Origin of the sequence: Haliscomenobacter sp., from assembly GCF_965225875.1 — a bacterium.
Lineage (GTDB): Bacteria > Bacteroidota > Bacteroidia > Chitinophagales > Saprospiraceae > Haliscomenobacter.
The window spans coordinates 1,596,307-1,621,157 of sequence record NZ_CBDDBS010000003.1; the positions used below are offsets into that span (position 1 = coordinate 1,596,307).

The window sequence follows — 24,851 nt, forward strand, 5'->3', positions numbered from 1 at the left end:
AGTTAGTTTATTTTTTGAAAGGATCAACCCTTTTTAGCTCAAGCCAGTAATTTTTCCATCCACAATATCAATGTGCAAAGCTTGAGGGTCCTTGGGTAACCCGGGCATTCGCATCATTTCCCCTGCCACAGCTACGATGAACCCCGCGCCGCGATTGATGATCAGGTTTTCAATGTGCAAGGTAAAATCGGTCGCCAGGCCAATTTGATTGGGATCATCGCTGAAGGAATATTGGGTTTTGGCGATGCAGACTGGCAAATGAGACAAGCCTAACGATTCAATTTTTTTCAAAGCCGTCTGGGCATTTTTTCCAAGCTCCACTCCCCTGCCCCGGTATATTTGGGTGACAATTTTATGCAGTTTTTCTGGGATTTTGTCCTCCAGTGCATAGGTATGTTTCAAAGCTTGCGATGGTCGCTTTTCCACTACCTCAATCAGTTTTTGAGCCAATGGTTTGGCCCCTTCCCCACCCTCGGCAAAACCATTATTCGGTGCAAAATCAGCCCCGCGCGCCCGGCACCACTCGGCCGTAAAATCCATTTCTTCATTTGTGTCAAAATGGTATTGGTTAAAAGTGACCACCACACTTTGCCCAAAGCTTTGCAAGTTTTCCAGGTGCCGCTCCAGGTTTTTTAATCCTTCCTGTAAGCCTTTTAAATTGGGTGCTTTGATGGCCTCTAATGGGACACCGCCATGCAATTTGAGCGCTTGGGAAGTGGCAATCAAGACCGTAGCACTGGGTTGTAATCCCGCCTTGCGGCACTTGATGTTCAAAAATTTCTCAGCACCAAGATCAGCCCCAAAACCAGCTTCGGTGATCACATACTCGCCGTAAGTCATGGCCATTTTGGTGGCCAAAACCGAGTTGCAACCATGAGCAATGTTGGCAAAGGGGCCACCGTGGATAAAAGCGGCGCCGCCTTCAAGGGTTTGTACCAAATTTGGATCCAGAGCATCTTTCAACAATACGGTAATGGCTCCTCCCACCCCCAAATCAGCAACTGTAAAGGGTTTGTTTTGAAAGGTATAACCCAAAATAATCTGATCGATGCGCTGGCGCAAATCTTCCAAACTGGTCGCCAAACAAAACACAGCCATGATCTCTGAAGCGGCGGTAATGTCAAAACCAGCCTCCTGTGGAATGCCATTGTTCGTACCATTCAAGCCCGTAACAATGTAGCGCAAGGAACGGTCATTGACATCCAATACCCGTCGCCAGGTGATTTGTTTCAGGGCTTTATCGGTTCCCCGGTTTTGGTACTGATAATTGTCCAACAAAGCCGCAATCATGTTATTCGCGCTGGTGATGGCGTGAAAATCGCCGGTAAAGTGCAGGTTGATGTCTTCCATCGGCAATACCTGGGCGTAACCGCCGCCGCAAGCGCCCCCTTTCATGCCAAAGCAAGGACCAAGGGAGGGTTCGCGTAGGGCCAGAATGGCGTTTTTGCCCAGTTTGTGCAAGCCCTGGGCGAGAGCAATGCCGACTGTGGTTTTGCCAATTCCCGCTTTGGTGGGTGTGATCGCAGTGACCAGAATAAGTTTGCTTTGGGCTACTTTGGCCTCGTCAATATTTTCATAGGGTATTTTGGCTTTAAAGCGGCCATAAGGAATGACTTGTTCTTCATTGATGCCTAGTTCAGTGGCCAATTGGGCAATCGGGCGCAGGGTGGCGGATTGGGCGATCTCGATGTCGGTTTTCATATATGAGTAGGGCTTGCAATTTGGTTTGTTTGCAAGGTTAAAAAAAAGGCCGGAATTTGAGATAGGAAAAGAGGTATTACAGGCAAGGGGATGATTTTGGTCAACAAAAACCAAGGATAAAATTTTACAACTTTTGGTTAAAGTAGCTTAAGTGCCCCTTTGGTACCTCAGGATTCTTAGATGGTGAAAAAATAAACACCTGCGAAGCAGGTAAATAATTCACCACCTAAGAATCCTGAGGTACCAAAGGGGCACCTAAGTAGCTTCGGGTCAACCAGATCATTCCACCTTTTCCACCCGGATGATTCGCGCCGGACAATGTTTTGCCGCCAGCACATTCTCCGCCCACTCCTCTTCATCCACCAGCACCAGGTACATGCCCTTTTTTTCTTTTGCCCCAATCAAAGTGCATTTGCCATCCTTGCGTGAAATGCGCCAGCGTTGGGGGGCCGCTTCCACACAAGCGTTGCAGCCAATACACTTGGCCCTTTGTTGAAAAATGCGGATCATTCTGAGTCAACAATTTTATACAACTTATCCGAAGGACGGATTTTTTCAGGTAGAATGAATGTACAGTTCTCTCCACGTTTGACCTGTTCTGCTTTCAATCCATTGACTCTAAGTTCCTGAATTTTTTGTTGAATCACTCCTGTAGTTGGTCCAGTGACGAGGATTTCGTCGCCCACTTTCAGAGTTTGTGCTTCCAGGTTGAACTCCGCCACTTTGGCTTCTTCAAAGTACTTCACCCCTTTGCCGAGGTAAATTTTACGTTTGCTGGATTTGGAGCCATATTCATTGTTCCATTCCCCCATGGTACGCCCCAGGTAGTAACCTTCCCAAAACCCACGATTGTACACCGTCGCCAGTCGGGTTTTCCATTCCTCAAAGCGGTCTGGCGAGTAAGTGCCTGCCTCCAGCGCATCCAAAGCCTCCCGGTAACATTTGGTGGTGGTGTATACATAATCCGCACTGCGCCCACGGCCTTCAATTTTGAGCACTGCTACTCCAGCTTCGGCGACTTTGTCCAAAAAATCAATGGTGCACAAGTCTTTGGCCGACATGATGTATTCATTGTCCACCTCAAATTCTGTCCCACTTTCTTTGTCGGTCACAATGTAAGATCGGCGGCAATTCTGGATACAAGCCCCGCGGTTAGCGGATGAAAAATTGCTGTGCAAACTCAGGTAACACTTGCCGGATACCGCCATACACAAGGCCCCGTGCCCAAACACTTCAATCCGCACCAGTTTGCCCGAAGGGCCGGTGATGTTTTGACGGACAATCTCCCGCGTGAGCGCGGCAACCTGCATCAAGGTCAATTCACGCGAAAGCACCATCACATCGGCATAGGCGGCATAAAACTCGATTGTGTCGATGTTGGTGATGTTGGATTGGGTAGAAATGTGGATCGGCATGCCCGTTTTACGCGCATAGTTCATCACCGCGATGTCTGAAGCGATTAGGGCAGTAATGCCATTTTCGCGGGCGGCGTCCACAATTTTTTTCATCAAAGCCAGGTCGTGATCGTAAATGATCGTATTCAGGGTAAGGTAAGTTTTTACCTCTTGGGCCTCACAACGTTGGGCAATCTCTGGGAGGTCTTCCACCAAAAAATTGTTCGAGGAGCGCGTCCGCATGTTGAGTTGTTCCACCCCAAAATACACCGAGTTCGCCCCGGCCTGCATCGCAGCCATGAGCGCTTCAAAAGAACCGGCGGGTGCCAGTAATTCCATCTTTTTTTGTTTTAGCCTTCGGGTGGCTAAGGGAAATGTGCGGCAAAGTTAAGGAAAAGCCGAGGATTTAGTAATGGTTAAATAATAAGTTCATCTTTTATAATTGTCGCTTTTACAATTATCAAAGTTTTCTAACTTAGCCCCATCGATATCCATAAACCGTATCGCTGCTAACCATGAAAACCTTATACACCCTCCTATTCAGCATTGTTGCAAGTGCTCTGATCGCCCAACAGCAACACGACCATGCCCACCACTACCCCATTCAAGCCATTCCATTCCAGCAGGTAAAACTTCAGGACAAACTTTGGGCGCCTCGCATCGAAGTGGTTCGCAACTCGACAATTCCCCACGTTTTCCGCAAAAATCAGGAGACGGGACGGGTGAAAAATTTCGAAATGGCTGCCTCTACCAATCCCGATCGGGTTTGCTCGGTGTTCCCATTTGACGATACGGATTTGTACAAATTGATCGAGGGAGTTGCTTATGCCCTAAGAACCAAGGCGGATCCCAAGCTACAAGCCAAGGTAGACAGCCTCATAACGATCATTGGAGCAGCCCAGGAGCCCGATGGCTACCTCTACACCTTCCGCACCATCGTGGAACGCCGCAACAACCCCAACCTGGTTGCCAATGTAGATGCGCGTGGAGCCAACCTGAGCTGGCTGACTGGTCCCCGCTGGGCCAAGGAAGACGATCTCAGCCACGAGTTGTACAACGCAGGTCACTTGTATGAAGCTGCTGTTGCCTGGTACGAGGCCACTGGAAAACGGAACCTGTTGGACATTGCGCTCAAAAATGCGAATCTGGTTGACCAGTCTTTCGGTCCCGGCAAATTACAAAAAGCTCCAGGGCATCAGGAAATTGAATTGGGTTTGGTCAAATTGTACCAAACTACTGGCGAAAAACGCTGGCTGGATTTAGCCAAGTTTTTCATCGATGTACGCGGATATGGCGAGCCATACAGTCAAAACCACCTCAAAGTCAAGGACCAACGCGACGCTCAGGGGCACGCCGTACGCCTGGCTTATATGTATGCCGCTGTAACGGATATCAGCGCCCTGACAGGTACGGACGAATACAGTACCGCCCTAAAAGCGGTATGGGAAGACATCGTAAACAAACAAATCTACATCACGGGCGGTGTAGGTGCTACGGGGAGCAACGAAGGTTTTGGGGGAGCATACGACTTGCCCAATTACAGTGCCTATTGTGAAACTTGTTCCTCAATCGCTTTTGTCAACTGGAGCCATAAACTCTTTCAGCTTACTGGCGACGCTCGCTATTTGGACGTAGTCGAATTGACGCTATACAATGCCCTGAATGCGGGCATGTCCTTGTCAGGCGACCATTTCTTTTACCCCAATCCGCTGGAAAGCCGCAAAAATGTGGCGCGTACCGAATGGTTCAGCTGTGCCTGCTGCCCACCCAACCTGGTGCGTTTTTACAGCTCGCTTGCTGGTTTGTTTTACGCTCAAAAAGAGAATGAGTTGTACCTAAATCTATTTGCTGCCAGTCAAACCAGCTTTGAAACCAACAAAGGCAAGAAAAAAATCAAGGTAGACATTCAACTAGAAAGTGAATACCCCAGCAATGGCCTGATCAAAGTGCGGGTCAATCCGGCCCAGCCGAATGCTTTCACACTCAAAGTTCGTATTCCTGGTTGGGCGCGTGGCGAGGCCATTCCACTGGGCTTGTACAATTTTGTGGATGCAAAAACTCAAAACATAGTCTTCAAGGTGAATGGTGTGGTTTTCCCAGTCAGTGTAAGTGGGGGTTATGCCACAATCAAGCGCAACTGGAAAAAAGGCGACGTGTTGGAATTTGAACTACCCATGGATGTGCAGCGGGTAGCCGCCCACCCGCTGGTAAAAGCGGACGAAAAACGTTACGCCTTAAAAAGTGGCCCTTTTGTGTATTGCATCGAAGGACGTGATCAGGCTGATGATCGGGTTTTGAATATGCTGGTGAGCAAAGATGCCAAAATCAGCCGCCAGTTTGAGCCCAACCTCTTGGGTGGCCAGGCTACTTTACAATTTGAAGGCCAACTGGTGACCAAAAAGCTCAGCGAAACCAGCGCCGAACTAAAACCTATGTCACTCAAGGCCATTCCCTACTATGCCTGGGCCAATCGCGGTCGTGACAACATGCTGGTTTGGTTGCCTTACGATGTCAGCGTGGCTAAAGCCATCGCGCAACCAACCTTGGCGACCAAGAGCAAATTGACTGCGTCTCCTGAGCTGAAAGGTGCATTGACCGCCGCGAGCGACCAATCTGCCCCAAAATCTTCGGGGGATGGAGAAAGTACCTTTGTGCATTGGTGGCCGCATTTTGGCACCCAGGAGTGGTTGCAATACACCTTCCCGGATGCCCAACAAGTCAGTAAAGTAAGGGTCTATTGGTTCGACGATGGTGCTACGGGCGGTGGTTGCCGGGTGCCCCAATCCTGGCGAGTACTGTACCTCGACAACGGGGAATGGAAACCCGTTACAACGAGTCAAGCTTATACCACCAACAAAGACGCCTGGAACGAGGTGAAATTTGATGCGGTAAAAACGACGGCCTTGAAAATCGAGTTGCAGTTGAAGGAAAAGGTTTCAGCTGGGGTGCATGAATGGGAGGTGGAATAAAAGAATCATTCCTAATTTTCAAACCAGCATCACAAACAAAAAAATTAGCACAAAGGACACCAAGGAAAGCACAAAGGACCCAAAGACGAGACTTTGACGAGGTTTTCTGCCCAAAATGAGGGACTATAGCAATAAAAACTCGAGCATATCGCTTTGTCAAAGTCTCGTCTTTGTGTCCTTTGTGCTTTCCTTGGTGTCCTTTGTGCTAAAAAATTGTGTAGTTCCTTGCTTCGGTATGTTTCAATCCCCAAATCACCCAATCTCCACCACCCTGCGTACCTTCTCTTCTTGCAAAAACAGCGGCAAATTCCTCAAAACCGACTCCTTCAAAGCGCCCAAAATCCGTCGCTTGCTAAAATGTGGATGTGTCAATAAACTGATCTCTCGCACTGGGGCAGGTGCCTGAAAAAACCGGACATACTGCATCTGATCCTCATCCAGGTCCAACACTGCCAATTGAGGCAAAATGGTGATGCCCGAATGATTCTCCACCAAACGGCGCAAGGTTTCCAGGCTACCAGCTTCATAAGCAATGTTGCTCCAGCCACTTTGCGCTTTTTGTAAGGCACAAAGATTCACCACCTGGTTGCGCAGGCAGTGCCCTTCTTCCAAAAGCACCAAACGGTTGGGATCAATATCATCGGTGATCAAATACCGTTTTTCCAAAATAGAAGCTTCTTTGGGTGCATAGGCCACAAACTCCTCGTAAAACAGGCAGTCTTTGACAAACATTTCCTCTTCCGTAGGTGTAGCCAACAGTACCGCATCCAATTGTTCCCGTTTGAGCAAGGCCAATAAATTTTCCGTGGTTCTTTCGTGCACGTGTAATTTGATGTCGGGATACTTATCGGAAAAATCCTTTAAAAACAGGGGTAAAAGGTAAGGAGCCAGGGTAGGAATAATGCCCAGGCGGAACTCCCCGCTCAAGGTTTCACAATGATCGCTTACCAATAAGCGCAATGCCTCCGCTTCGCGCAGAACCCGACGGGCTTGTTGAATGAACGGAATGCCCAATTCGGTCGGCAAGATGGGTTGCCGACTGCGGTCGAACAATTTCACCCCCAATTCATCTTCCAGTTTTTGCAGGGCTGCACTCAGCGATGGTTGCGCCACATGGCATTCTTCGGCGGCACTTGAAAACCTACGATGGTTATCCAGGGCTACGACGTATTCTAGTTGTTGAAGTGTCACTTAGTAATAGTTTAAATCTATGTAAAGATAAGAATTATTGTTATTTCAAATAGGATCAATCATAATCATTGGAAGTCAGCTAAAAATCTGGGCTTCCTTTTTGTAAAAAATACAACCGATTTCATTTTTTCTAATCAAAAAAACCCAGCATTGTTTGGCAGCACAGCAAAAATCCGCTAATTAATTGGCATACCGCTAAAAAAAAGAGCAAAATATTTTATGCAATCGATTTCGTAAATTAAAATCCTTTTACGACATTTACCCCGTGATCCAGTGTTTTTCATCACCTGCATACCTACATCGCCATGTTTACCCAAAACCTGTTTCGAATAGCTTTGATGCTTGGATTACTTGGCTCAAGCTTAGTAAACGCACAAATAGCAGGCGGGGCGCAGTATGTAAGTGAAGCGGCGATACAGGATGGTTTTGCACTGTTTAGCAAGGGGCAGGTGGCTCCAATTGTAGCCAGCAAACAAGACTATTCAGGAGTGGATCGAGCCATTCACAATTTGCAGATAGATTTATCGAAAGTAACCCAGGCAAATGCCGATATAGTTTATGACCAAATTCCCAAGGGTAAAAAATCCATTGTGCTCATCGGCACCCTGGGTAAACACCCTCTGATTGATCAATTGGTCAAAAACAAAAAACTTAACCTTTCCTACTTGCCCGGCAAGTGGGAAACCTTTTCTATTCAAACTATAAACAAACCATTTTCCAACATCGACAAGGCACTGGTGATCGTAGGCAGCGACAAACGCGGCACGATCTTCGGTGCCTATGATGTTTGCGCCCAAATCGGGGTCTCCCCCTGGAATTGGTGGGCTGACGTACCCGTTAAAACCAAGTCAGGACTTTACATCAAGCCCGGTGTTTATTCTCAAGGTGAGCCCAAAGTCAAATACCGCGGAATTTTCATCAACGATGAGGCTCCAGCGCTTTCGGGTTGGACCAAAGAAAAGTTTGGCGGTTTCAACCACCAGTTTTACGAAAAAGTATTCGAACTCATCCTACGCCTGAAGGGCAATTTCCTTTGGCCAGCCATGTGGGGCAACGCCTTTTATGACGATGATCCCTTAAATGCGCCATTGGCCGACGAATATGGTGTGGTCATCAGTACTTCTCACCACGAGCCGCTCATGCGTGCGCACGACGAATGGCGTCGCCACGGAAAAGGACAATGGAACTACGCCACCAATGATTCTACCTTGCGCGAATTTTGGCGGGAAGGCATCAAACGAATGGGAAAAAATGAAAGTGTGGTCACCCTGGCCATGCGCGGCGACGGTGATGCGCCTATGGCCCAGGGTACTGCCATTGAACTCCTCGAACGCATTGTAAAGGATCAACGCCAAATCATCGCGGAAACAACTGGAAAACCCATCGAACAAACCCCGCAGGTCTGGGCCTTGTACAAAGAAGTCCAGGACTACTACGACAAAGGGATGCGGGTTCCCGACGATGTAACCCTACTGCTCTGTGATGACAACTGGGGCAACATCCGCAAACTGCCCAAACTCGATGCCAAACCCCGTACTGGCGGTTACGGCATTTATTACCATTTCGACTATGTAGGTGGGCCACGCAATTACAAATGGCTCAATACCAATCCACTGCCACGCATTCACGAGCAAATGAGTTTGGCCTACACTTACGGCGCCCGCCAAATCTGGGTGGTCAATGTAGGCGACATCAAACCCATGGAATTTCCTATTTCTTTCTTTTTGGATCTGGCCTGGGATCCTACCCGGATTAAGTCCAATCAAATCGATCAATACAGCGAGCAATGGGCGACCCAGCAATTTGGTTCAACTTATGCCAAAGACATTGCCACACTTTTGGCCACATACGCGAAATACAATGCCCGGCGCAAACCCGAATTGTTGAGCCCGGAGACCTATAGTTTGTTGCACTACCGAGAAGCGGAAACCGTGGTCAAGGATTACAACGCCCTTTTGATCCAAGCTGAAAAAATCAATACCAGTCTGCCCCCGCAATACCGCGATGCTTTTTTCCAATTGGTCTTGCACCCGATTCAGGCCTGTGCCAATTTGAATGAGTTGTATTACAGCGTGGCGCTCAATCGCCTATATGCCAAACAAGGGCGTAGTGCAACCAATAACCTGGCCGAAAAAGCCCGGGCCTTGTACCAGCGCGACAGTGAGATAAGCGACTATTACAACAAAACCCTGGCCAATGGAAAATGGAGCCACATGATGGACCAAACCCACATTGGTTATACCTATTGGCAACAACCAGCCCAGAACAAAATTCCCGATTTGAGCAGTTACGAAGCGCCAACTGCAGCTAAAATGGGAGTCGCAGTCGAAGGAAATGCGCTGGCGCGCACGGATGCTTCAGATCCACTGGTTTTGCCAACCTTTTATGCTCAAACACCAGAAATTGGCCATTACCTGGATGTTTATAACCAGGGCAAAACTCCTTTTACTTACCAAATCAGCACCACTACCAATTGCCTGCAAATTGAGTCACAACAAGGAAAAATTGAAACCGAACAACGGATTGAAATTCGGGTAGACTGGAGTAAAGCTCCTCGTGGTTTCTCCCGCTTTCCACTTTTGATCAAGGCATCCACCGGCCAGGAGATCAACGTTTATGTCGATGTACAGAATAACCTCAGCCCTGAACTCAGCAATTTTAAAGGGTTTATTGAAAGCGATGGCTATGTTTCGATGCTGGCGGAACATTATACCCGCGCTGTTGAAAGCCCGGAATTAAAATGGCAAAATTTGCCCGACATTGGCCTCCAGGCAGGAGGCATGACCAGTAGTCCAAATACGGCAGGCATCAAAACACCTGGGCATGGAAGCCCTTGTCTGGAATATTCTTTTTACAGCGGTAAAATTGGGGAAATCAAGGTCAATGCCCTCTTCTCTCCTACCCTGGAATTCAACGAATCCAATGGTTTACGTTATGGCATTTCTATCGATGACGGACCAATTCAAAGCATCAACCTGCACCAGGACAAGTCCAATCAAGCCTGGGAGCGTAGTGTAGCCAATAATATCCGCAGCCTGTTTTCTACCCATGTTTTGAACCAGGCTGGAGCCCATACCTTGAAATACTGGGTCATCGATCCAGGGGTGGTTTTGCAAAAAATCATTATCGATTTGGGTGGGGTAAAACAGACTTACCTCGGTCCGCCGGAAAGCCCATATAGAGAATAAAATCATACTCATCTACAATAGATATTAGAATTTATGTGGTTATTTCTACAAAAACAGGCTTTTACTGTTTAAATTTACTTTCGGTCACCTGATCGTCCTCCGCGGTGTAAGGGGCGATAAAAAAATAAGTGCTCATTTTGTCAAAGGATCAGATAAGTAAATGGTTCATTTCAAGTGTCTTATCCGGTCCTTTGACTCAAGAAAAATGAGCACTTATTTTTGCCCCCTACTAAGTGCCCAACCCATGTTTTTCAAAAGAAAGGCCATGACCACACTTTATTTCTGTTTTGCTAACCAAGACACCAACCCGCTCCCCAGTTTGCGTGATGAACAACGTGACATCAAACAAGCATTGCTCAAAGGTGCTAGTTCTGGTCATTTTTACGTACTTGAAGAAGCCTTTGCAAGCCCCACCACAATGGTCAATGCCTTACAACAAATCCGCCCTAACCTCGCCATATTTCATTTTAGCGGCCATGCAGACAGAGATCGATTGGAATTGAGTAGTGCAACGGCCTTCTCTGAAGGGCTGGCCCAATTGCTCAGCAAATGCCCCCAATTGAAACTCGTTTTGCTCAATGGCTGCTCAACCCTAGGGCAGGTTGAAGCGCTCCATGAAGCCGGTGTCCCCCTCGTAATCGCAACCAGTGCGCCCGTTGACGATCGTAAAGCTGGTACTTTTGGGGCCCGCTTTTACCAGGCTTTGAGTGATAATCAGTCTATCCGGCAGGCGTATGAATTGGCAAAAGCCGAGATCATGACCATCGACAACAGGGTGGCATTTATGGAAAGTCGTGGCATCATCAAGAGGCAGGAACATAAAGAAGAAGCAACCTGGGGCCTATTCACCAAAGCAGGCTGTGAAGCCACCGAAGATTGGCATCTGCCCAGCACCAGGCCCAGCCAAGGAGAAGTACCTAAACCCAATCAACGCCTCTATGCCACCTTTATACCGGCTCTTGCCCCTTTTAATGCTGAGGCAAAAAAAATAGTAGATGACGAGGAAATGGGCGTAGAGACTGACGAGGTGACCCGTAGGGAGGTCATTTTAAAAAGTTTACCCCATCCGGTGAGTGAGCAAATCCGCAAATTGATTGCTCCGGATGTCGGCAATACTACTGATGTTTTTTTTGACCGCTACAACACCAAACGATTGGAGCAAAGTGTAGTGGTGTATACCACCCTTTTGGAACTGCTGATGTACACCATGTTGGCCCAATTGTGGGACGAAATGGCCAACAAAAAAATACCTGCCTTGCAGGAGGCGGAGGCCGCGGAATTGCGGAATTATTTCGTCATGTCCAAAGCCAATCGGGCCAAATACAGTTTGCGGAACGTCTTGCGCACGGTCCGAAAGGTATTTGATCAAAACAACATCACTTATTTTCTGGAGGAACTTAGGCCTCTGGCTGAATTGGCTGCCGACGATGCGCAGCCTTTTACCAGAGCCTGTGTTTTTTTTGAAAGTGTAAAACTCAAGCTGGCTTCAGGTGCTGTGGAAGAGCAGGAAGGTGAAATCCTGGCCATTGATGCGGAAACCGAATTGTGTGCTTTTCTCCACCCTTTTGGCTTTTTGGCAAAATATGGCATGAATTCCATCAAAGACATCAGCATTTATAAAAACCGCTTTTACCTGACGCCCAAATACCAACACAAAATGACCAAGCTGGAGCAACGCTTTGTAGGTTTGGCCAATACAGTGGAACGGTACGATCAATTTATCGAAAATGCATCGGTCATCATCACCAATGGCCAGTTGCACCTCAACCTTTCTCCTTTCGTGATCGATGAAAACGCTTACAATGACAAGGCTGCCATCGACAAAATTCTTTACTTCGACAATTTCGACAAAGCGAATAAAAAGCTAACCTTCAAACATGTATACAAACCGATGGTCATGCCATTGGAGCTGCAGGAGGGGGAAACCGAATTGAGCAGAAAGGTCATGCATCGCGAAATACTCGGACAATTGAATGCTTTCACCCAGTTGTTGTTTCAGCAAAACCTTGAAAATTTATGATCCGTAGCCCCTTCAAATTTCTTGACCCTTTCGGCCCTTTGGACAGCAAGGTTTTTTTTGGCCGTAGCGCAGAGATAGATGAGCTGTACGCTCAGATTTTTCGTACACCTTTGCTCTTGGTCTATGGACTTACGGGTACTGGAAAAACCAGTCTGATCGATTGTGGCTTGCGGAATCGTTTTGATGGCACCGACTGGTTGCCCTTTTATGTGCGGCGCAAAGACGACCTCAATGAAGCCCTTCACGAGCTGCTGCGCAAGGCCTTACCCGACGATAAACCCCGCGATTTGACTGAAACGGTGGGCTACCTTTACCGTTATTTTTTGCGCCCGGTCTACCTGATTTTTGACCAATTTGAAGAGTTGTTCATTCTGGGCTCCAAGGAAGAACAGGAAGCATTTAAACGAAACCTCAAAAACCTGCTGGAAGCCAACCTCACCTGCAAGGTCATACTGATCATGCGCGAGGAATACATCGGATGGTTGTACGATTTTGAACGCGACATTCCCAGCATTTTTGATTTCCGACTACGGGTAGAAACCATGAAGCGCAAAAATGTGGAGGAGGTGATCCAAAAAAGCTGCTCTTGCTTCAATATCACGCTGGAAAATCCTGAGAAAAACATCGAGCAAATTTACGACAATGTGAGCGAAGGTAAAGCCGTTGTGCAATTGCCTTACCTGCAAGTATACCTCGATACCTTGTACCGCAATGATCTTCAGCGCAGCTATCCAACTGGTGCTCCACATTCTGATGAGCAACCCTTTCCACCCTTGGTTTTTACCAGCGAAGAAATTGCGCAATGTGGCCATATCAGTGGCGTTCTTGAGCAATTTTTGCGGGATAAAGTGTCAGAGTTGCAAGCAGGTATGCTCCATAAATACCCTACCCTTCCTGCAGATGCTGTAAAAACCATCCTCAATAGTTTTGTAACCGAACAAGGAACAAAAAGACCTCTGCCCTATCAATTGGTTGACAATCAGGTTCAGTTTTTATTTCCACCTGAAGTTTTACAGGATTTTGAGTCGGGTTTTATCAACGACACGGTGCGCTTGCTGGAGCAAAACCGCATCCTGCGCGACAGCGGCGAAACCTTCGAATTGGCCCACGATACTTTAGCCCACAAAATCCACGAAAACCGCAGTGAGGAGGAGAAACGCCGTGGTGAGATAAGGGCTCGATTACTTACAGCTTTGAAGGAATACCAGGATAGTGGCACGCTCCTCAATGCCGTCCAAATTGCCCGCCTGGAAGAATGGCTGCCAGTATTGCGTGTGTCAAAAGCAGAAGAGGATTTTATCGCCGCCAGCCGCGAGGAAGTAGAAGCCCAACGCATAAAAGAACGGCAGGAAGCTGAAAAAGAACGGCTAAGACTGGAGGCAGAGCGGGCCCATAAGCGGGCGCGATTGTTCAGCTACATCACCTCAGCAGTGGCTATTGTGGCGATAGGTATTGGCGTTTTCGCCTGGGAACAACAACAAAAAGCTGTTGCAGCGGAAGCCAATGCCATCAAAGAAAAGAGTAGAGCGGAAGCAGTAAGGGACAAAATTTATTTCTATCGGGATCGCTTCGGTTTGGCGTATGATAAAGCCAAGCAAAAATATGGCTTCATCGACAAGAATCTCCATACAAAAATACCGTTCAAGTACAATGAGGCCTATCGATTTGAGGATCTAGGTTACGCCCAGGTAAGCATTCATGACCAAAATGCGGAAGAGGAACTTACCTATTATTTGATCGATACCTTTGGGCACGAGTACAAATTGGCCACCGAACTTGTACAATTGGATAGTACGATTACTGCACTGGATTTGAGTTCAAAAAAACTGAATGAAATACCAGCCGAAGTATTCAACTATCCAGGGCTAAAAATTTTATTCCTTACTAAAAATCGCCTGACCAAACTGCCTGGGGAAATTGGAAAGTTATCTCAATTGATTTACCTGGATTTGGGAGAAAACCACATGAAGCGTTTCCAGCCAGAACTTGGAACATTGAAACAATTGCAAATCCTTGATCTTCGCGATAATTCTATTCCTACATCTCAAATATCCTGGTTACAACAACAACTACCTCAATGTAAAATCGTGGTTAAAAAAGATCCATCATGATACAAACCATGCGTTGGTTTGGGCCAAAAGACCCGGTGGCCCTAGCGCACATTCGCCAGGCTGGCTGCACCGGAGTGGTCACCGCCTTGCATCAAATTCCGGTAGGAGAAATCTGGTCGCCAGAAGCCATCGCTGAACGGATTGCCCTCATTGAAAAAGCTGGAGGCTTGTATTGGTCAGTAGTGGAAAGTTTACCCGTTCACGAGGCCATCAAAAAGGGTTTGCCCAGTCGCGACCAATACATTGCCAATTACCAAAACTCCTTGCGCAATCTTGCCGCAGCTGGAATCAAAACGGTGTGTTACAATTTTATGCCCGTGTTGGATTGGTCACGCACCGATTTGGTGTACGAATTGCCCAATGGCGCCAAAACCCTACGCTTTGTCTGGCAGGATTTTGCGGTGTTTGATTTGTGCATTTTGAAACGGCCAGGGGCCGAACAGGATTATACCCCCGAGGTGCAAAAGACAGCTGTTGAAAAGTTTGCAAGCATGAGCGAGCAGGAGAAGGGCAAGTTGCAAAATACCGTTTTATTGGGTTTACCTGGCTCCGAAGAAGCATTTACGCTGGAGACTTTTCAGGGTTTACTGGACAATTACGCCCAGATTGGCGATGCGGAATTGCGCCAAAATTTGTATTACTTCATCCAACAAGTTGCGCCAGTAGCCGCCGAATGTGGCATCAATTTGTGCATCCACCCCGATGATCCCCCCCGGCCACTGCTGGGTTTGCCCCGGGTAGTCAGCACTGCAGCCGATTTGCAACAATTGCTGGAGGCTTGTCCGGTTCGTGCCAATGGGATCACCTTTTGCACGGGTTCTTTGGGCGTTCGTGCCGACAATGACCTACCCAGCATGTTTTCCCGTTTTGCCGACCGCATTCATTTTATCCACTTGCGGGCCACCAAACGGGAAGACAATCCCCTGAATTTTCACGAAGCCGATCACCTTACCGGCGATGTAGACATGTTCGCCGTGGTGAAAGCCATTGTGCTGGAAGAAAAACGCCGCGCTGCCGCTGGTTACAAAGATGCTCAGATTCCCTTCCGCCCCGATCATGGCCATCAGATGTTGGATGATTTGGATAAAAAAACCTATCCAGGTTATTCGGCCATTGGAAGATTGAAAGGTTTGGCAGAGATTCGGGGTTTGGAATTGGGCATTCGAAACTCGTTTGCCTGAGTGATTTTTATGATTTTTAGGCCCCTTACTCTATAATTACATCGAAGCCTTTTAAACAAACAAACAAAAACATGAGACACAAAATTTGCCTTTTCCTGCTCTTGCTGGCCAGCATAGTAGCCAAAGCCGACGATGGCTACCGACTTTGGTTGAAATACGACCTGCTCAAAAACACCACTGTTCGAGCTCAATACCTGTCGTACGCACAATACATCGCGTACAATTCTTCAGACCCCGTTGCCCAAACAGCAGCTCGGGAATTACAGGCAGGTTTGCAAGGTCTTTTAGGCAAAAGTATCCGGCTGCAAAATACCGCCAGTACTGCACCAGGGGGTATCGGTTTAATCCTCAATACCACACCCATCGCCAGTTTGGGTACCGAAGGCTATAACCTCGCCCTCCAAAATGGGCGCATCAACATCAGCGCCAATACGCCCTCCGGGCTTTTGTATGGAGCGTTTGATTTGCTGCGCAAAGTACAAACCTCAACGCCTGTAAGTAAAATTCCCGGCAGCAGCAGCCCTCGTGTACAATTGCGCATGCTCAACCACTGGGACAACACCAATGGCACCATCGAACGCGGCTATGCCGGTGCATCGCTCTGGAAGTGGTACGAGTTGCCCGAAAACATCGACCCTCGGTATCGCGACTACGCCCGGGCCAACGCCTCCATTGGCATCAATGCAGTAGTGGTGAACAACGTCAATGCCAGTGCCCGTTTTATGAGCCGCGAGTATTTGCTAAAGGTTAAAGCCCTGGCCGATGTGTTTAAACCCTATGGCATCAAGGTCTTCCTTTCGGTCAATTTTGCCGCGCCGCGCATCTTGGGCAAGTTGAAAAATTCCGACCCTCTCGAGCCTGCTGTGCGCCAGTGGTGGGTGGAAAAAGCCCGGGAAATTTATGGCATCATCCCGGATTTTGGTGGCTTTTTGGTGAAAGCGAACTCCGAAGGTGAACCGGGCCCTCAAGACTTTGGCCGCACCCACGTGGATGGCGCCAATATGCTGGCCGAGGCAGTAGCTCCTTTTAAAGGCATCGTCATTTGGCGGGCTTTTGTGTACAAAGCCGATCCCAAAGGAGACCGTTTCAAGGCAGCTTACGAAGAATTCAAACCCTTTGACGGCAATTTTTTGCCCAACGTGGTGGTGCAAGTAAAAAATGGCCCAATTGATTTTCAACCCCGTGAGCCCTTCTCCCCGCTTTTCGGAGCCATGCCCAAAACACCCCTGGCCATGGAGTTCCAAATCACTCAAGAATACCTTGGCTTTTCCACCAATCTGGTTTACCTCGCCCCCTTGTTCAAGGAATGCCTGGACACCGATACTTATGCCAAAGGACCTGGTTCCAGTGTAGCCAAGGTCATTGATGGCAGTTTGCACCAATATCCCATCAGCATAATGGCCGGAGTGGCGAATACCGGTTCGGATCGGAATTGGTGCGGCCACCTGATGTCGCAGGCCAACTGGTACGCCTTTGGGCGCCTGGCCTGGGATCATCAATTGAGTAGTGCCAGCATTGCCGAGGAGTGGATCAAAATGAGTTTAACGCAGGACGCCGCGGCGCTTAGCACCATCCGCAACATCATGGAGCGTTCCCGGGAGGTCTATGTCGATTTTACCACTCCCTTGGGCCTGCACCACATCATGGGGCAAGGCATCCATTTTGGGCCAGAGCCCTGGTTGGAGCGCAGCGCCCGCCCGGATTGGACTTCGATTTATTACCACCGAGCCGATTCCATTGGACTGGGTTTTGACCGGGGCGTGAATGGCAGCAATGCCCTGAGTTTGTACCACCCCGATGCAGCCAAAGCCTGGAGCCAGGTAGATAACTGCCCCCTGCCTTACCTATTGTGGTACCACCACGTGCCCTGGGGCAAAAAACTCAGCACGGGCCGTAGCCTCTGGGATGAATTGTGTACCCGTTATTATACTGGAGCTGAAGCAGTGGCCACCATGCAAAAGGAATGGGCTGCCCTCAAGGGTAAAATGGATGCGGAAATACATGCCGATGTGGCCGGAAGGTTGGCCGCGCAATACCGCGAAGCCTTGTGGTGGCGCGATGCCTGTGTTTTGTATTTCCAGACCTATTCCAAAATGCCGATTCCGGCACCCTTTACACCGCCAAGTCGAACCCTAGATGAGATCAAGCTGCTGGTGCAGATTTACCAGTATCGATAATAGACCTTATAAACATAAACTTTTGGTAACTATTTAGCAGCCGCCTGCGGCGGAATTTTTTACCACAAAGGCACAAAGACATTAAGCTCTAAAATGTTGTGTCTTTGTGTCTTTGTGTCTTTGTGGTAAAAAAAATTGAATATAAAATCCACCGCAGGTGGATGGGTGCTAAATGGTTACAACTTTTGTTACAACAAAGTTAAATACCAATCAGGGGTTGTAGTTTTTTTGACAAAACTGCAACCCCATTTTTTGCTATGCTGTCCAGTTGGGGTACCCCATTGTATTTCATTATTTTAACCCGACTGACATGAAAAAGTTATTTTTTACAACACTCGTTACTCTCCTGACGGGTGGCCTCATTTTTGCCCAATCCTTATCCAGGTCAGAACACTACCAACAGTTGCCCAAGCAGGCACTTACCTTGCTGCGAAAGGTGAATTTTGGTAGCCCTTCTGAATCAAAAGAGCCCACCTTGCGCGTGGAGCCTTTAAGATTGGATTCTACCCGTAGCTTCTTTGGTTATACTATAACTGCAAAGGATAGTGTCCCCAACGTACGTTCCCGCTTTCAGTACCCAAAGCCAAATGTTAAAGTGGAAATCAATGACCTATATCAGCAAGGAACCTGGATCACTACGGGGCGTTTTACCGAAACCCGGGACCAATTGGGGCGAGTGGTGGAACTCAAAGGCGAAAGCTACGTAGAGGAGGAAAAAAAGTACCAGCCCAATTCCAAACTCCTCATCTATCCCCGTGGCAATTTCTCTACTTTGATCGACTCAATAGCCATCTACATTTGGAACGACGACAGCAACAACTGGGAAAAAACCTTACTTCAAACCAATTCCTACAATGCCCAAAACCGCCTGGCCAGAGAATTTGCGGAAATCACAGTTGATGGATTGAAGTACCAGTCAATGGTGACTTACACTTACAATGCAGCAGGTAAAAACGACACGATCAAAGAGATTAACATTTTCTACGGCATCATTTCGCCCGTTTCAAATACAGCCATGACCTATACTGCCGATGGAAAATTGAAAGAAGTATGGGTGAGTAAATACGAGAAAGGTGAATTTGTACTCAGTGAGCGGGAGACCTATGCTTATGCCCCTGATAAGTATAGACATGAGCTGTTCCAAAAGGATGAGACTTATGGAGTTTGGCACAAAATCCAAAGTCTGCTCTATAAACTTGATACCTGGAACCGTATCGTTTCTGTGGAAAAGTCTTTCTTTGGATTTGATGAAGATCCGGATACGCGGGAATTGGTTTTGTACACCTATGCCGTAGCTGGTGATCAACCGGATTATCAAAAGCTATCCCTTGAGCAGACTTTGCAGTGGGACAATGCTGCTGAAAAATTCAATCTGAGCGACCGCAAGTTTTACCATTACCGCGGTATCAGTACCGACCTGCCAGATCTGGAAGTCAAGACAAAAACATTGCTCATTTACCCAAACCCTAGCCAGGAAAAAGTACAGCTGTCGCTGGAAGAAGATGCACAGGTTTGGGTGTTCAACGCCTTGGGGCAGCAGATGTTGTCGCGGAGATTGGCGGCAGGGCAGTCTTTGGATGTGATGAACTTATCTAGAGGAATCTATTACGTCGTTGCAAAACAAGAGCAGATTTTGTACACGGGGAAGTTGATTAAGCAGTAAACGTGAATCGCCTCTGGGTTCTTGGGGCACAACCAAAGCGACATTTTTTTACCACAAAGAAAAAAACAAGGAACACAAAGGGCACAAAGTTAGACGTTGACGACGCTTCGCTTTGTATCCTTTGTGTTCTCTCTTTTTTCCTTTGTGCTAAAAAAATGTCGCTTTGGTAACTTTTTGAAAATTTGGGATGACTTATGTTCTTACAACTGATCCCCCACCCAATACAAAAACGCATCCGGGCCAAAGGATGAATTGCCCCAATAATGCCCCAAGCGGACAATCACCAAATTTTTGGTAGGGTGAACGAATACGAATTGGTTGAGCACACCTGCCGCATAATAAGCTGGAGAACGATAAGCTACCCGATAAAACCGGCTCCGTCCATCTCGGCCAGGACGACTGTTTACTACGCTGGGATAGGGAGTTGATTGACTGAATGCATAGGCTTCGGTTGAATCCCGAAAGGTGCGGGTCGATGGACGGCTCCACCACTGGTTTTTATAGCCATTGTATTGTTCCATAAGTTTGGGGTCTGTACAAGCCCTGACCCAATCTGTAGAAACAATTTGCTGGCCATTCCATTGCCCCTGGCACAAATACAAGCGGCCTAATTTGGCAAAATCTCGGGTAGTGGCATTGATGCAACAAAAGGCCCGAACGGTTTTACGGGCGTCGGTATTCCAACTCGCATTGCTTTCCATTTGCAAAGGAGTCCAAATTTTGGCTTGCAGGTAGTCCTGTAGTTTTTGCTGGGTGGCCCTTTCCACAATCAGCCCCAACAATTGAGTATTCAGATTTTTATAATCTTTTTCGCCTGGCGTTTTTTCGGTTTTGGATTTGAGGGCAATTTTGGTGACGTTATGCCCAAAACTCAATTTGATCACATTACTAAAAGGGCTGTTGGCAGTTTCCAGGCTTTTGATGCCACTGCGCATGTCCAGCAAGTGTTGGATGGTCACTTTTTCCAGGTTGGGATCGCGTTTTTTTAGTTCTGGTAAATAAGTGGTAATGGGATCATCCAAACTGTGGATTTTGCCTTCATCTCGCGCAATCCCTACTAAGGTAGCTACAAAAGATTTTGCTACCGAAAAAGAAGGCAGCTGCGTTTCGGGCTTGATGTTGCCAAAATAATTTTCATACAAAATGGAATCATTGCGAATGATCAAAAATGAATAGGTATGGGTTGGGGCCAGGATGGAATCCAGGGTTCGTTTCAAACGGGTTTTACTTGTACCAGCTTCAATGAAATGAAAGGGCTCTTCACTCTTTTGCAAAGGCACCGAAGGGAGTGAAGACAAAGACTCCAACTTGAGGTGGCGGTACTTGTAGGCTGTCAAAAGATAACAGGAGGGCAATGCCCCAAAACACATCAACAGCAGCAATATACAATAGCAGAGACGCATAGGTTTTTCATAGTTTTTAGTAAAAACGAACTTTTTTACAAAAATGTCATCAAAAATAAATCCAAAATTCGGCCCCGACTCGTACCCCATTAAGTTCTCAGCATTACACCTAAAAATAAAAGTATCCCTATTAATTCAAACTAAAACTGGCCGTTGTTTCACAATCACTACCACACCTTAATGTAGTTTAAAAATTCAACAATTCGAAGATGAGAAAAATTGACCTGTTTTTACTCGTCCTGGCTGTAGTATGCCTCAGCTCCTGGATGGGTATGCGCAAACCGTATTCACCAAGTGATGATTTACCCTTGGTTACTTATCAGGCTTTTGATATTGCAGGCATTAGTGATGAGGATGGCGAGGCCTTGGCCCAAAAGGTACGCCAATGGTCTGGCATTACGGCTACTACTTTTAATCCAGACTCCGATTTATTGGTATTGAGTTACACTGAGGCGCATACCGAAGCTGCCCTGCTTTCCAAAATTCAAGCCAATACGAGCACGACCGTCAGCAAAAAGGTGTTCGAAAAACCAGCTGGGCCAGCGTGCCCGGTGCCCATGAGTTTGATTGTAGCTTTCCCCACTTACTTATTCTGGGCGGGTATTTTTTTTAGTATTTGCCTGGTAATCAGCTTTTATTTCCTCCCTTTTCAAAAGCGTTTCAACTTCGGCTAACAAAGTAAAAACTGTAGTGTACCCCCTGTGGTGTGCACAACTCAATCGAACATTATTCATCAATCCAATTCATTCATTTATGAAAAACTCATTCCGATTGTTGGCCATTTTGCTTGCGGCCTCCTTTACCCTTACCTTTTGTGACAAAGACGATGAGGCTACGCCCGCTACTTTGTACGATCGGCTAGGCGGCATTGCTGCCATTTCAGCGGTAACCGATCAGTTCCTCACCAACGTGGTAGGTGACAATGTAATCAATGCCCGCTTTGCTGCAACAGTTGCCAACCCGGCACGGACTCAATTGCTGCGCAACAACCTGATTGACCAAATTTGTGCCGGATCGGGCGGCCCTTGCCAATACAAAGGCAAAACCATGTTGGAGTCGCACAAGGGGATGAACATCACCGATGCGGAATTCAACGCATTGGTAGGTGATCTGGTTGCTGCACTCGACAAATTCAATGTACCCCAAAAAGAAAAGGATGAGCTACTGGCCATTCTTGGACCAATGAAGTCTGATATCGTTGGAAAATAATTGAAAAATTTGGTTTTGAATGTCTGATGAATCCCCGACAGTGTCGCACTGTTGGGGATTCTTTTGGGTTAATATTTGGTTCCTGCCGTCGAATCATCCTGTGGGCGGAAACTGTGCAACAAATCCCGGCAAGCTTTAATCAGCAACAAAGTGTCAATTCCGATGGCTACCATATTGGCACCCGCAGCAATGTATTCATCGGCGGTAGGTTTGTCCAGAGCCATTACCCCAGCAATTTTTCCAGCCTTGCGGATGCGACGCAGGGCATCAAGGACCGTACTTTTTACGTCGGGATGGTTGGAATTGCCCAAATGCCCCATGGAGGCTGCCAAATCCGCTGGTCCGATGAATACCCCGTCTAAATCTTCTATTGCCAAAATCGCATCCAGATTTTGAATCCCGGGTACATTTTCCACCTGTACAATCATGCAAATTTCGGGGCCTGCCGTAAATAAATAATCCTCATTTTGGGCCCAATGTGCCGCTCTGGCCATAGCTGTTCCGATCCCCCGGATTCCTCGGGGTGGGTACTGGGTAGCTTGCACCATGAGCTCGGCTTCTTCCGCCGAGTCAACCATGGGGACCAGGATATTCTGCACCCCCAGGTCGAGGATTTGTTTGATGATGATGGGGTCACTTTTGGGGATCCGCACAAAAATGGGCACCTCGTAGCGTGAAGAGGCCTGCAATTGAATCAGGATGCTTTGCAAGTCGAAAGGCGCATGTTCTCCGTCGACCAGCACCCAATCATAACCTGCACTAGCCAATATTTCGACAACTGAACTATCGACCAAGCCATTCCATAAGCCCAATTGGGGTTTGTCGCTATTGGCTGCAGCGGTACTTTTAAAGGTATTCTTTTTTACTTCCATGGTGTCTGTTGATGAGCCTACAAAAATAGTAGAATCACCCAGACGGGCAAGGAAAATATTTATTCCACCAGCAATTTGAGTACACTATGCTTGCCATTGGAATCTATAGTGGACAAAAAGTAAAAACCTGATAAAAGAGGATAAGTTGATAGTGAAAGGGGATTCACTCCTTTTTCCAACCACATTTTCTTAGAAAAGCGGCTTCGCCCGCTTTGATCATTCCAATTGAGGTGATAGATACCCGCTTCAGAAGTAACAATGTTCAATTGATTGCACGAACTACACGGGTTTGGAAAAACCTGGATTCTGTCAATCCCAACTCCATCTATAGCTTGGACTTTGCTGTAGGTAATTTTCCCTTCGGTATCCACCATCTTCAATCGATAATAGGAAAACCATTGATCAAGAGGCATTTCAACTTGATAAGAGGTTTCTTCCTGAGCAAAAACTTTGCGTGAAGGGGCAAAACTTAAACCATCCCGGCTCTTTTCCACTTCAAAATAGGCAGGATTGGAATACGCATCAACGGCCCAGGTAATGAGGGCTTTTTGTGCTTCAGTTCGCTCCACAGCAAAGCGCAACAAGGTAATGGGTAAAACGCCGGTGTTGTTGTTGACCGTCCACTCCGAAAATGAAGTAACTCCGCTCAAAGTTTGGGCCCAGGCGTTTGCGCCTACACTGGATGCCGCACTTACTTGTGGGGTATAACCAGTATATACGATCGAACTTCCACTTACCTTGTAAACACTACAGGCAGTACGATTAAAGGTCCCCCCCTCTGAGCCTTGATCCCATTGCAGGGTGATGATGGCCGTATTCCCGCCAGCAGTATTTTCATCGATGGTCCAGGTGCATTTCACCGCATCCTGGGAAATGCCCGAGTTGACCACCGCAACAGTAAATGTTTCGGCGGGGCCTGCCGTATTGACAATTTTGACAGCTGCATAATTGCTCAGAGTTGGACCTACCGGAAAAGAAGCGGCTCCGCCAGAATTCAGCGTGATGGCCAAACCACCTGAACTGGAGGCGCTCCCAAGGTTATCTCCGGTCACTACAAAAGCGGTAGGGCTACCACCACTGATTGCTGCAACTTCTAACAAGCGTCCATTCGTGTAAATTGGGCCATTCAGGCTCAGTGTTCCCGATAATTTTATGTCGTTGCCACTCATCAGTACCCCTTGCGGATTGGAGATGGTCAGGTTGTTTAAAGTCAGCGGAGAACTACCCAAAACCTGCTGCAAATTGGATCCAACCATGCTGACATCCCCCGAAAAAACGCCACCGTTGTAAGTTAAGTTGCCCAAAACCTTCAGCGTGCCACCGGGGGCAACGATCAAGTTTGAAATAAATCCTCCTTTGGTAAGATTGTTACAAGACCCACTGGCGCTACTAAAGATGTTAACCTGGCTGCCAAAAGCATTGATGATTACGTCATCAGCGCTAGTAGGTACAGTTCCAGTACTCCAGTTGGCTGCAGTATTCCAATCGTTGTTGGTTCCACCAATCCAGGTGCAAGTCACTGCAAAACTTTGTTGCTGAGCCATCAAAAAGAGGCTCAGCAAAGTGATCATGATTCTCATAGTTTTTGGGATTTTGATGTTTGTTGGTGCATAAAAAAAAGGAGCAGTAACCTGCCCCCTCAATCAAAATGTTCAGAGATTATACATGTACTACTTTGATCCTTTGGGTTAAAAAAATGAAATAGGAAGTGCTCCTTCCCCTTTGAAGGAAATAAAAAACTTACTGACCGACCTTTCAGTCAAGTATATGAG

16 protein-coding genes are annotated in these 24,851 nt (G+C 47.4%); 9 read left to right on the plus strand and 7 right to left on the minus strand.

Annotated features, from left to right (window positions below; all coding sequences use genetic code 11):
- Nucleotides 1-33: 33 nt before the first annotated feature.
- The 3 genes from ACO08K_RS26755 to ACO08K_RS26765 all read right to left on the minus strand — a co-directional run bounded on the left by ACO08K_RS26755 (nt 34) and on the right by ACO08K_RS26765 (nt 3,434).
- Nucleotides 34-1,701: a formate--tetrahydrofolate ligase gene (locus tag ACO08K_RS26755; RefSeq protein WP_421799560.1), complete on the minus strand. Its 1,668-nt coding sequence runs from the start codon at nt 1,699-1,701 to the stop codon at nt 34-36.
- Between the two features lie 279 nt (nt 1,702-1,980).
- The gene (locus tag ACO08K_RS26760; RefSeq protein ID WP_421799561.1) at nt 1,981-2,211 is read right to left on the minus strand and encodes a ferredoxin; all 231 of its coding nucleotides are present in this window, start codon (nt 2,209-2,211) and stop codon (nt 1,981-1,983) included.
- Nucleotides 2,208-3,434, minus strand: a complete 1,227-nt coding sequence (locus ACO08K_RS26765) for a peptidase U32 family protein (RefSeq protein ID WP_421799562.1) — start codon at nt 3,432-3,434, stop codon at nt 2,208-2,210. The genes ACO08K_RS26760 and ACO08K_RS26765 overlap by 4 nt, the downstream gene beginning before the upstream one ends.
- A 176-nt stretch (nt 3,435-3,610) precedes the next feature.
- Here ACO08K_RS26765 and ACO08K_RS26770 point away from each other — a divergent pair, with 176 nt between their 5' ends.
- Nucleotides 3,611-6,064, plus strand: coding sequence for a glycoside hydrolase family 127 protein (locus ACO08K_RS26770; protein ID WP_421799563.1), 2,454 nt, complete (start codon nt 3,611-3,613; stop codon nt 6,062-6,064).
- A 252-nt stretch (nt 6,065-6,316) separates the two neighbouring features.
- On the opposite strand, the gene ACO08K_RS26775 is transcribed toward ACO08K_RS26770, so the two are convergent.
- Nucleotides 6,317-7,255: a LysR substrate-binding domain-containing protein gene (locus ACO08K_RS26775; RefSeq protein ID WP_421799564.1), complete on the minus strand. Its 939-nt coding sequence runs from the start codon at nt 7,253-7,255 to the stop codon at nt 6,317-6,319.
- Nucleotides 7,256-7,593: 338 nt separating this feature from the next.
- Here ACO08K_RS26775 and ACO08K_RS26780 point away from each other — a divergent pair, with 338 nt between their 5' ends.
- From ACO08K_RS26780 to ACO08K_RS26805, 6 genes are all read left to right on the plus strand, one after another.
- Nucleotides 7,594-10,443, plus strand: a complete 2,850-nt coding sequence (locus ACO08K_RS26780) for a glycosyl hydrolase 115 family protein (RefSeq protein ID WP_421799565.1) — start codon at nt 7,594-7,596, stop codon at nt 10,441-10,443.
- 205 nt (nt 10,444-10,648) lie between these two features.
- A complete protein-coding gene (locus ACO08K_RS26785) occupies nt 10,649-12,463 on the plus strand; it encodes a CHAT domain-containing protein (protein ID WP_421799566.1) in 1,815 nt (604 codons plus the stop codon).
- Entirely contained in the window at nt 12,460-14,574 is a 2,115-nt protein-coding gene (locus ACO08K_RS26790) for a WG repeat-containing protein (protein ID WP_421799567.1), read from the plus strand. The genes ACO08K_RS26785 and ACO08K_RS26790 overlap by 4 nt, the downstream gene beginning before the upstream one ends.
- A complete protein-coding gene (gene uxuA, locus ACO08K_RS26795) occupies nt 14,571-15,755 on the plus strand; it encodes a mannonate dehydratase (protein ID WP_421799568.1) in 1,185 nt (394 codons plus the stop codon). The genes ACO08K_RS26790 and uxuA overlap by 4 nt, the downstream gene beginning before the upstream one ends.
- A gap of 71 nt (nt 15,756-15,826) precedes the next feature.
- Entirely contained in the window at nt 15,827-17,932 is a 2,106-nt protein-coding gene (locus tag ACO08K_RS26800) for an alpha-glucuronidase family glycosyl hydrolase (protein WP_421799569.1), read from the plus strand.
- A gap of 310 nt (nt 17,933-18,242) precedes the next feature.
- A complete protein-coding gene (locus ACO08K_RS26805) occupies nt 18,243-19,595 on the plus strand; it encodes a T9SS type A sorting domain-containing protein (protein ID WP_421799570.1) in 1,353 nt (450 codons plus the stop codon).
- Between the two features lie 200 nt (nt 19,596-19,795).
- Here ACO08K_RS26805 and ACO08K_RS26810 read toward each other — a convergent pair whose 3' ends face one another.
- Nucleotides 19,796-20,998: a serine hydrolase domain-containing protein gene (locus tag ACO08K_RS26810; protein WP_421799571.1), complete on the minus strand. Its 1,203-nt coding sequence runs from the start codon at nt 20,996-20,998 to the stop codon at nt 19,796-19,798.
- A 209-nt stretch (nt 20,999-21,207) separates the two neighbouring features.
- Here ACO08K_RS26810 and ACO08K_RS26815 point away from each other — a divergent pair, with 209 nt between their 5' ends.
- Both ACO08K_RS26815 and ACO08K_RS26820 read left to right on the plus strand, forming a co-directional pair.
- On the plus strand, nt 21,208-21,672 hold the full coding sequence (locus tag ACO08K_RS26815) for a hypothetical protein (protein WP_421799572.1): 465 nt from the start codon (nt 21,208-21,210) through the stop codon (nt 21,670-21,672).
- 79 nt (nt 21,673-21,751) lie between these two features.
- Nucleotides 21,752-22,207, plus strand: coding sequence for a group I truncated hemoglobin (locus ACO08K_RS26820; protein WP_421799573.1), 456 nt, complete (start codon nt 21,752-21,754; stop codon nt 22,205-22,207).
- Between the two features lie 68 nt (nt 22,208-22,275).
- Here ACO08K_RS26820 and ACO08K_RS26825 read toward each other — a convergent pair whose 3' ends face one another.
- Nucleotides 22,276-23,079, minus strand: a complete 804-nt coding sequence (locus ACO08K_RS26825; RefSeq protein ID WP_421799574.1) for an aldolase/citrate lyase family protein — start codon at nt 23,077-23,079, stop codon at nt 22,276-22,278.
- A gap of 59 nt (nt 23,080-23,138) precedes the next feature.
- On the minus strand, nt 23,139-24,659 hold the full coding sequence (locus ACO08K_RS26830) for a hypothetical protein (protein ID WP_421799575.1): 1,521 nt from the start codon (nt 24,657-24,659) through the stop codon (nt 23,139-23,141).
- Between the last annotated feature and the right edge of the window lie 192 nt (nt 24,660-24,851).

Coding starts and splice junctions, on each gene's coding strand:
- ACO08K_RS26755 (WP_421799560.1), bottom strand. CDS start 1,701: ATGAAAACCGACATCGAGATCGCCCAATCCGCCACCCTGCGCCCGATT.
- ACO08K_RS26760 (WP_421799561.1), bottom strand. CDS start 2,211: ATGATCCGCATTTTTCAACAAAGGGCCAAGTGTATTGGCTGCAACGCT.
- ACO08K_RS26765 (WP_421799562.1), bottom strand. CDS start 3,434: ATGGAATTACTGGCACCCGCCGGTTCTTTTGAAGCGCTCATGGCTGCG.
- ACO08K_RS26770 (WP_421799563.1), top strand. CDS start 3,611: ATGAAAACCTTATACACCCTCCTATTCAGCATTGTTGCAAGTGCTCTG.
- ACO08K_RS26780 (WP_421799565.1), top strand. CDS start 7,594: ATGCTTGGATTACTTGGCTCAAGCTTAGTAAACGCACAAATAGCAGGC.
- ACO08K_RS26785 (WP_421799566.1), top strand. CDS start 10,649: ATGAGCACTTATTTTTGCCCCCTACTAAGTGCCCAACCCATGTTTTTC.
- ACO08K_RS26790 (WP_421799567.1), top strand. CDS start 12,460: ATGATCCGTAGCCCCTTCAAATTTCTTGACCCTTTCGGCCCTTTGGAC.
- uxuA (WP_421799568.1), top strand. CDS start 14,571: ATGATACAAACCATGCGTTGGTTTGGGCCAAAAGACCCGGTGGCCCTA.
- ACO08K_RS26800 (WP_421799569.1), top strand. CDS start 15,827: ATGAGACACAAAATTTGCCTTTTCCTGCTCTTGCTGGCCAGCATAGTA.
- ACO08K_RS26805 (WP_421799570.1), top strand. CDS start 18,243: ATGAAAAAGTTATTTTTTACAACACTCGTTACTCTCCTGACGGGTGGC.
- ACO08K_RS26810 (WP_421799571.1), bottom strand. CDS start 20,998: ATGCGTCTCTGCTATTGTATATTGCTGCTGTTGATGTGTTTTGGGGCA.
- ACO08K_RS26815 (WP_421799572.1), top strand. CDS start 21,208: ATGAGAAAAATTGACCTGTTTTTACTCGTCCTGGCTGTAGTATGCCTC.
- ACO08K_RS26820 (WP_421799573.1), top strand. CDS start 21,752: ATGAAAAACTCATTCCGATTGTTGGCCATTTTGCTTGCGGCCTCCTTT.
- ACO08K_RS26825 (WP_421799574.1), bottom strand. CDS start 23,079: ATGGAAGTAAAAAAGAATACCTTTAAAAGTACCGCTGCAGCCAATAGC.
- ACO08K_RS26830 (WP_421799575.1), bottom strand. CDS start 24,659: ATGAGAATCATGATCACTTTGCTGAGCCTCTTTTTGATGGCTCAGCAA.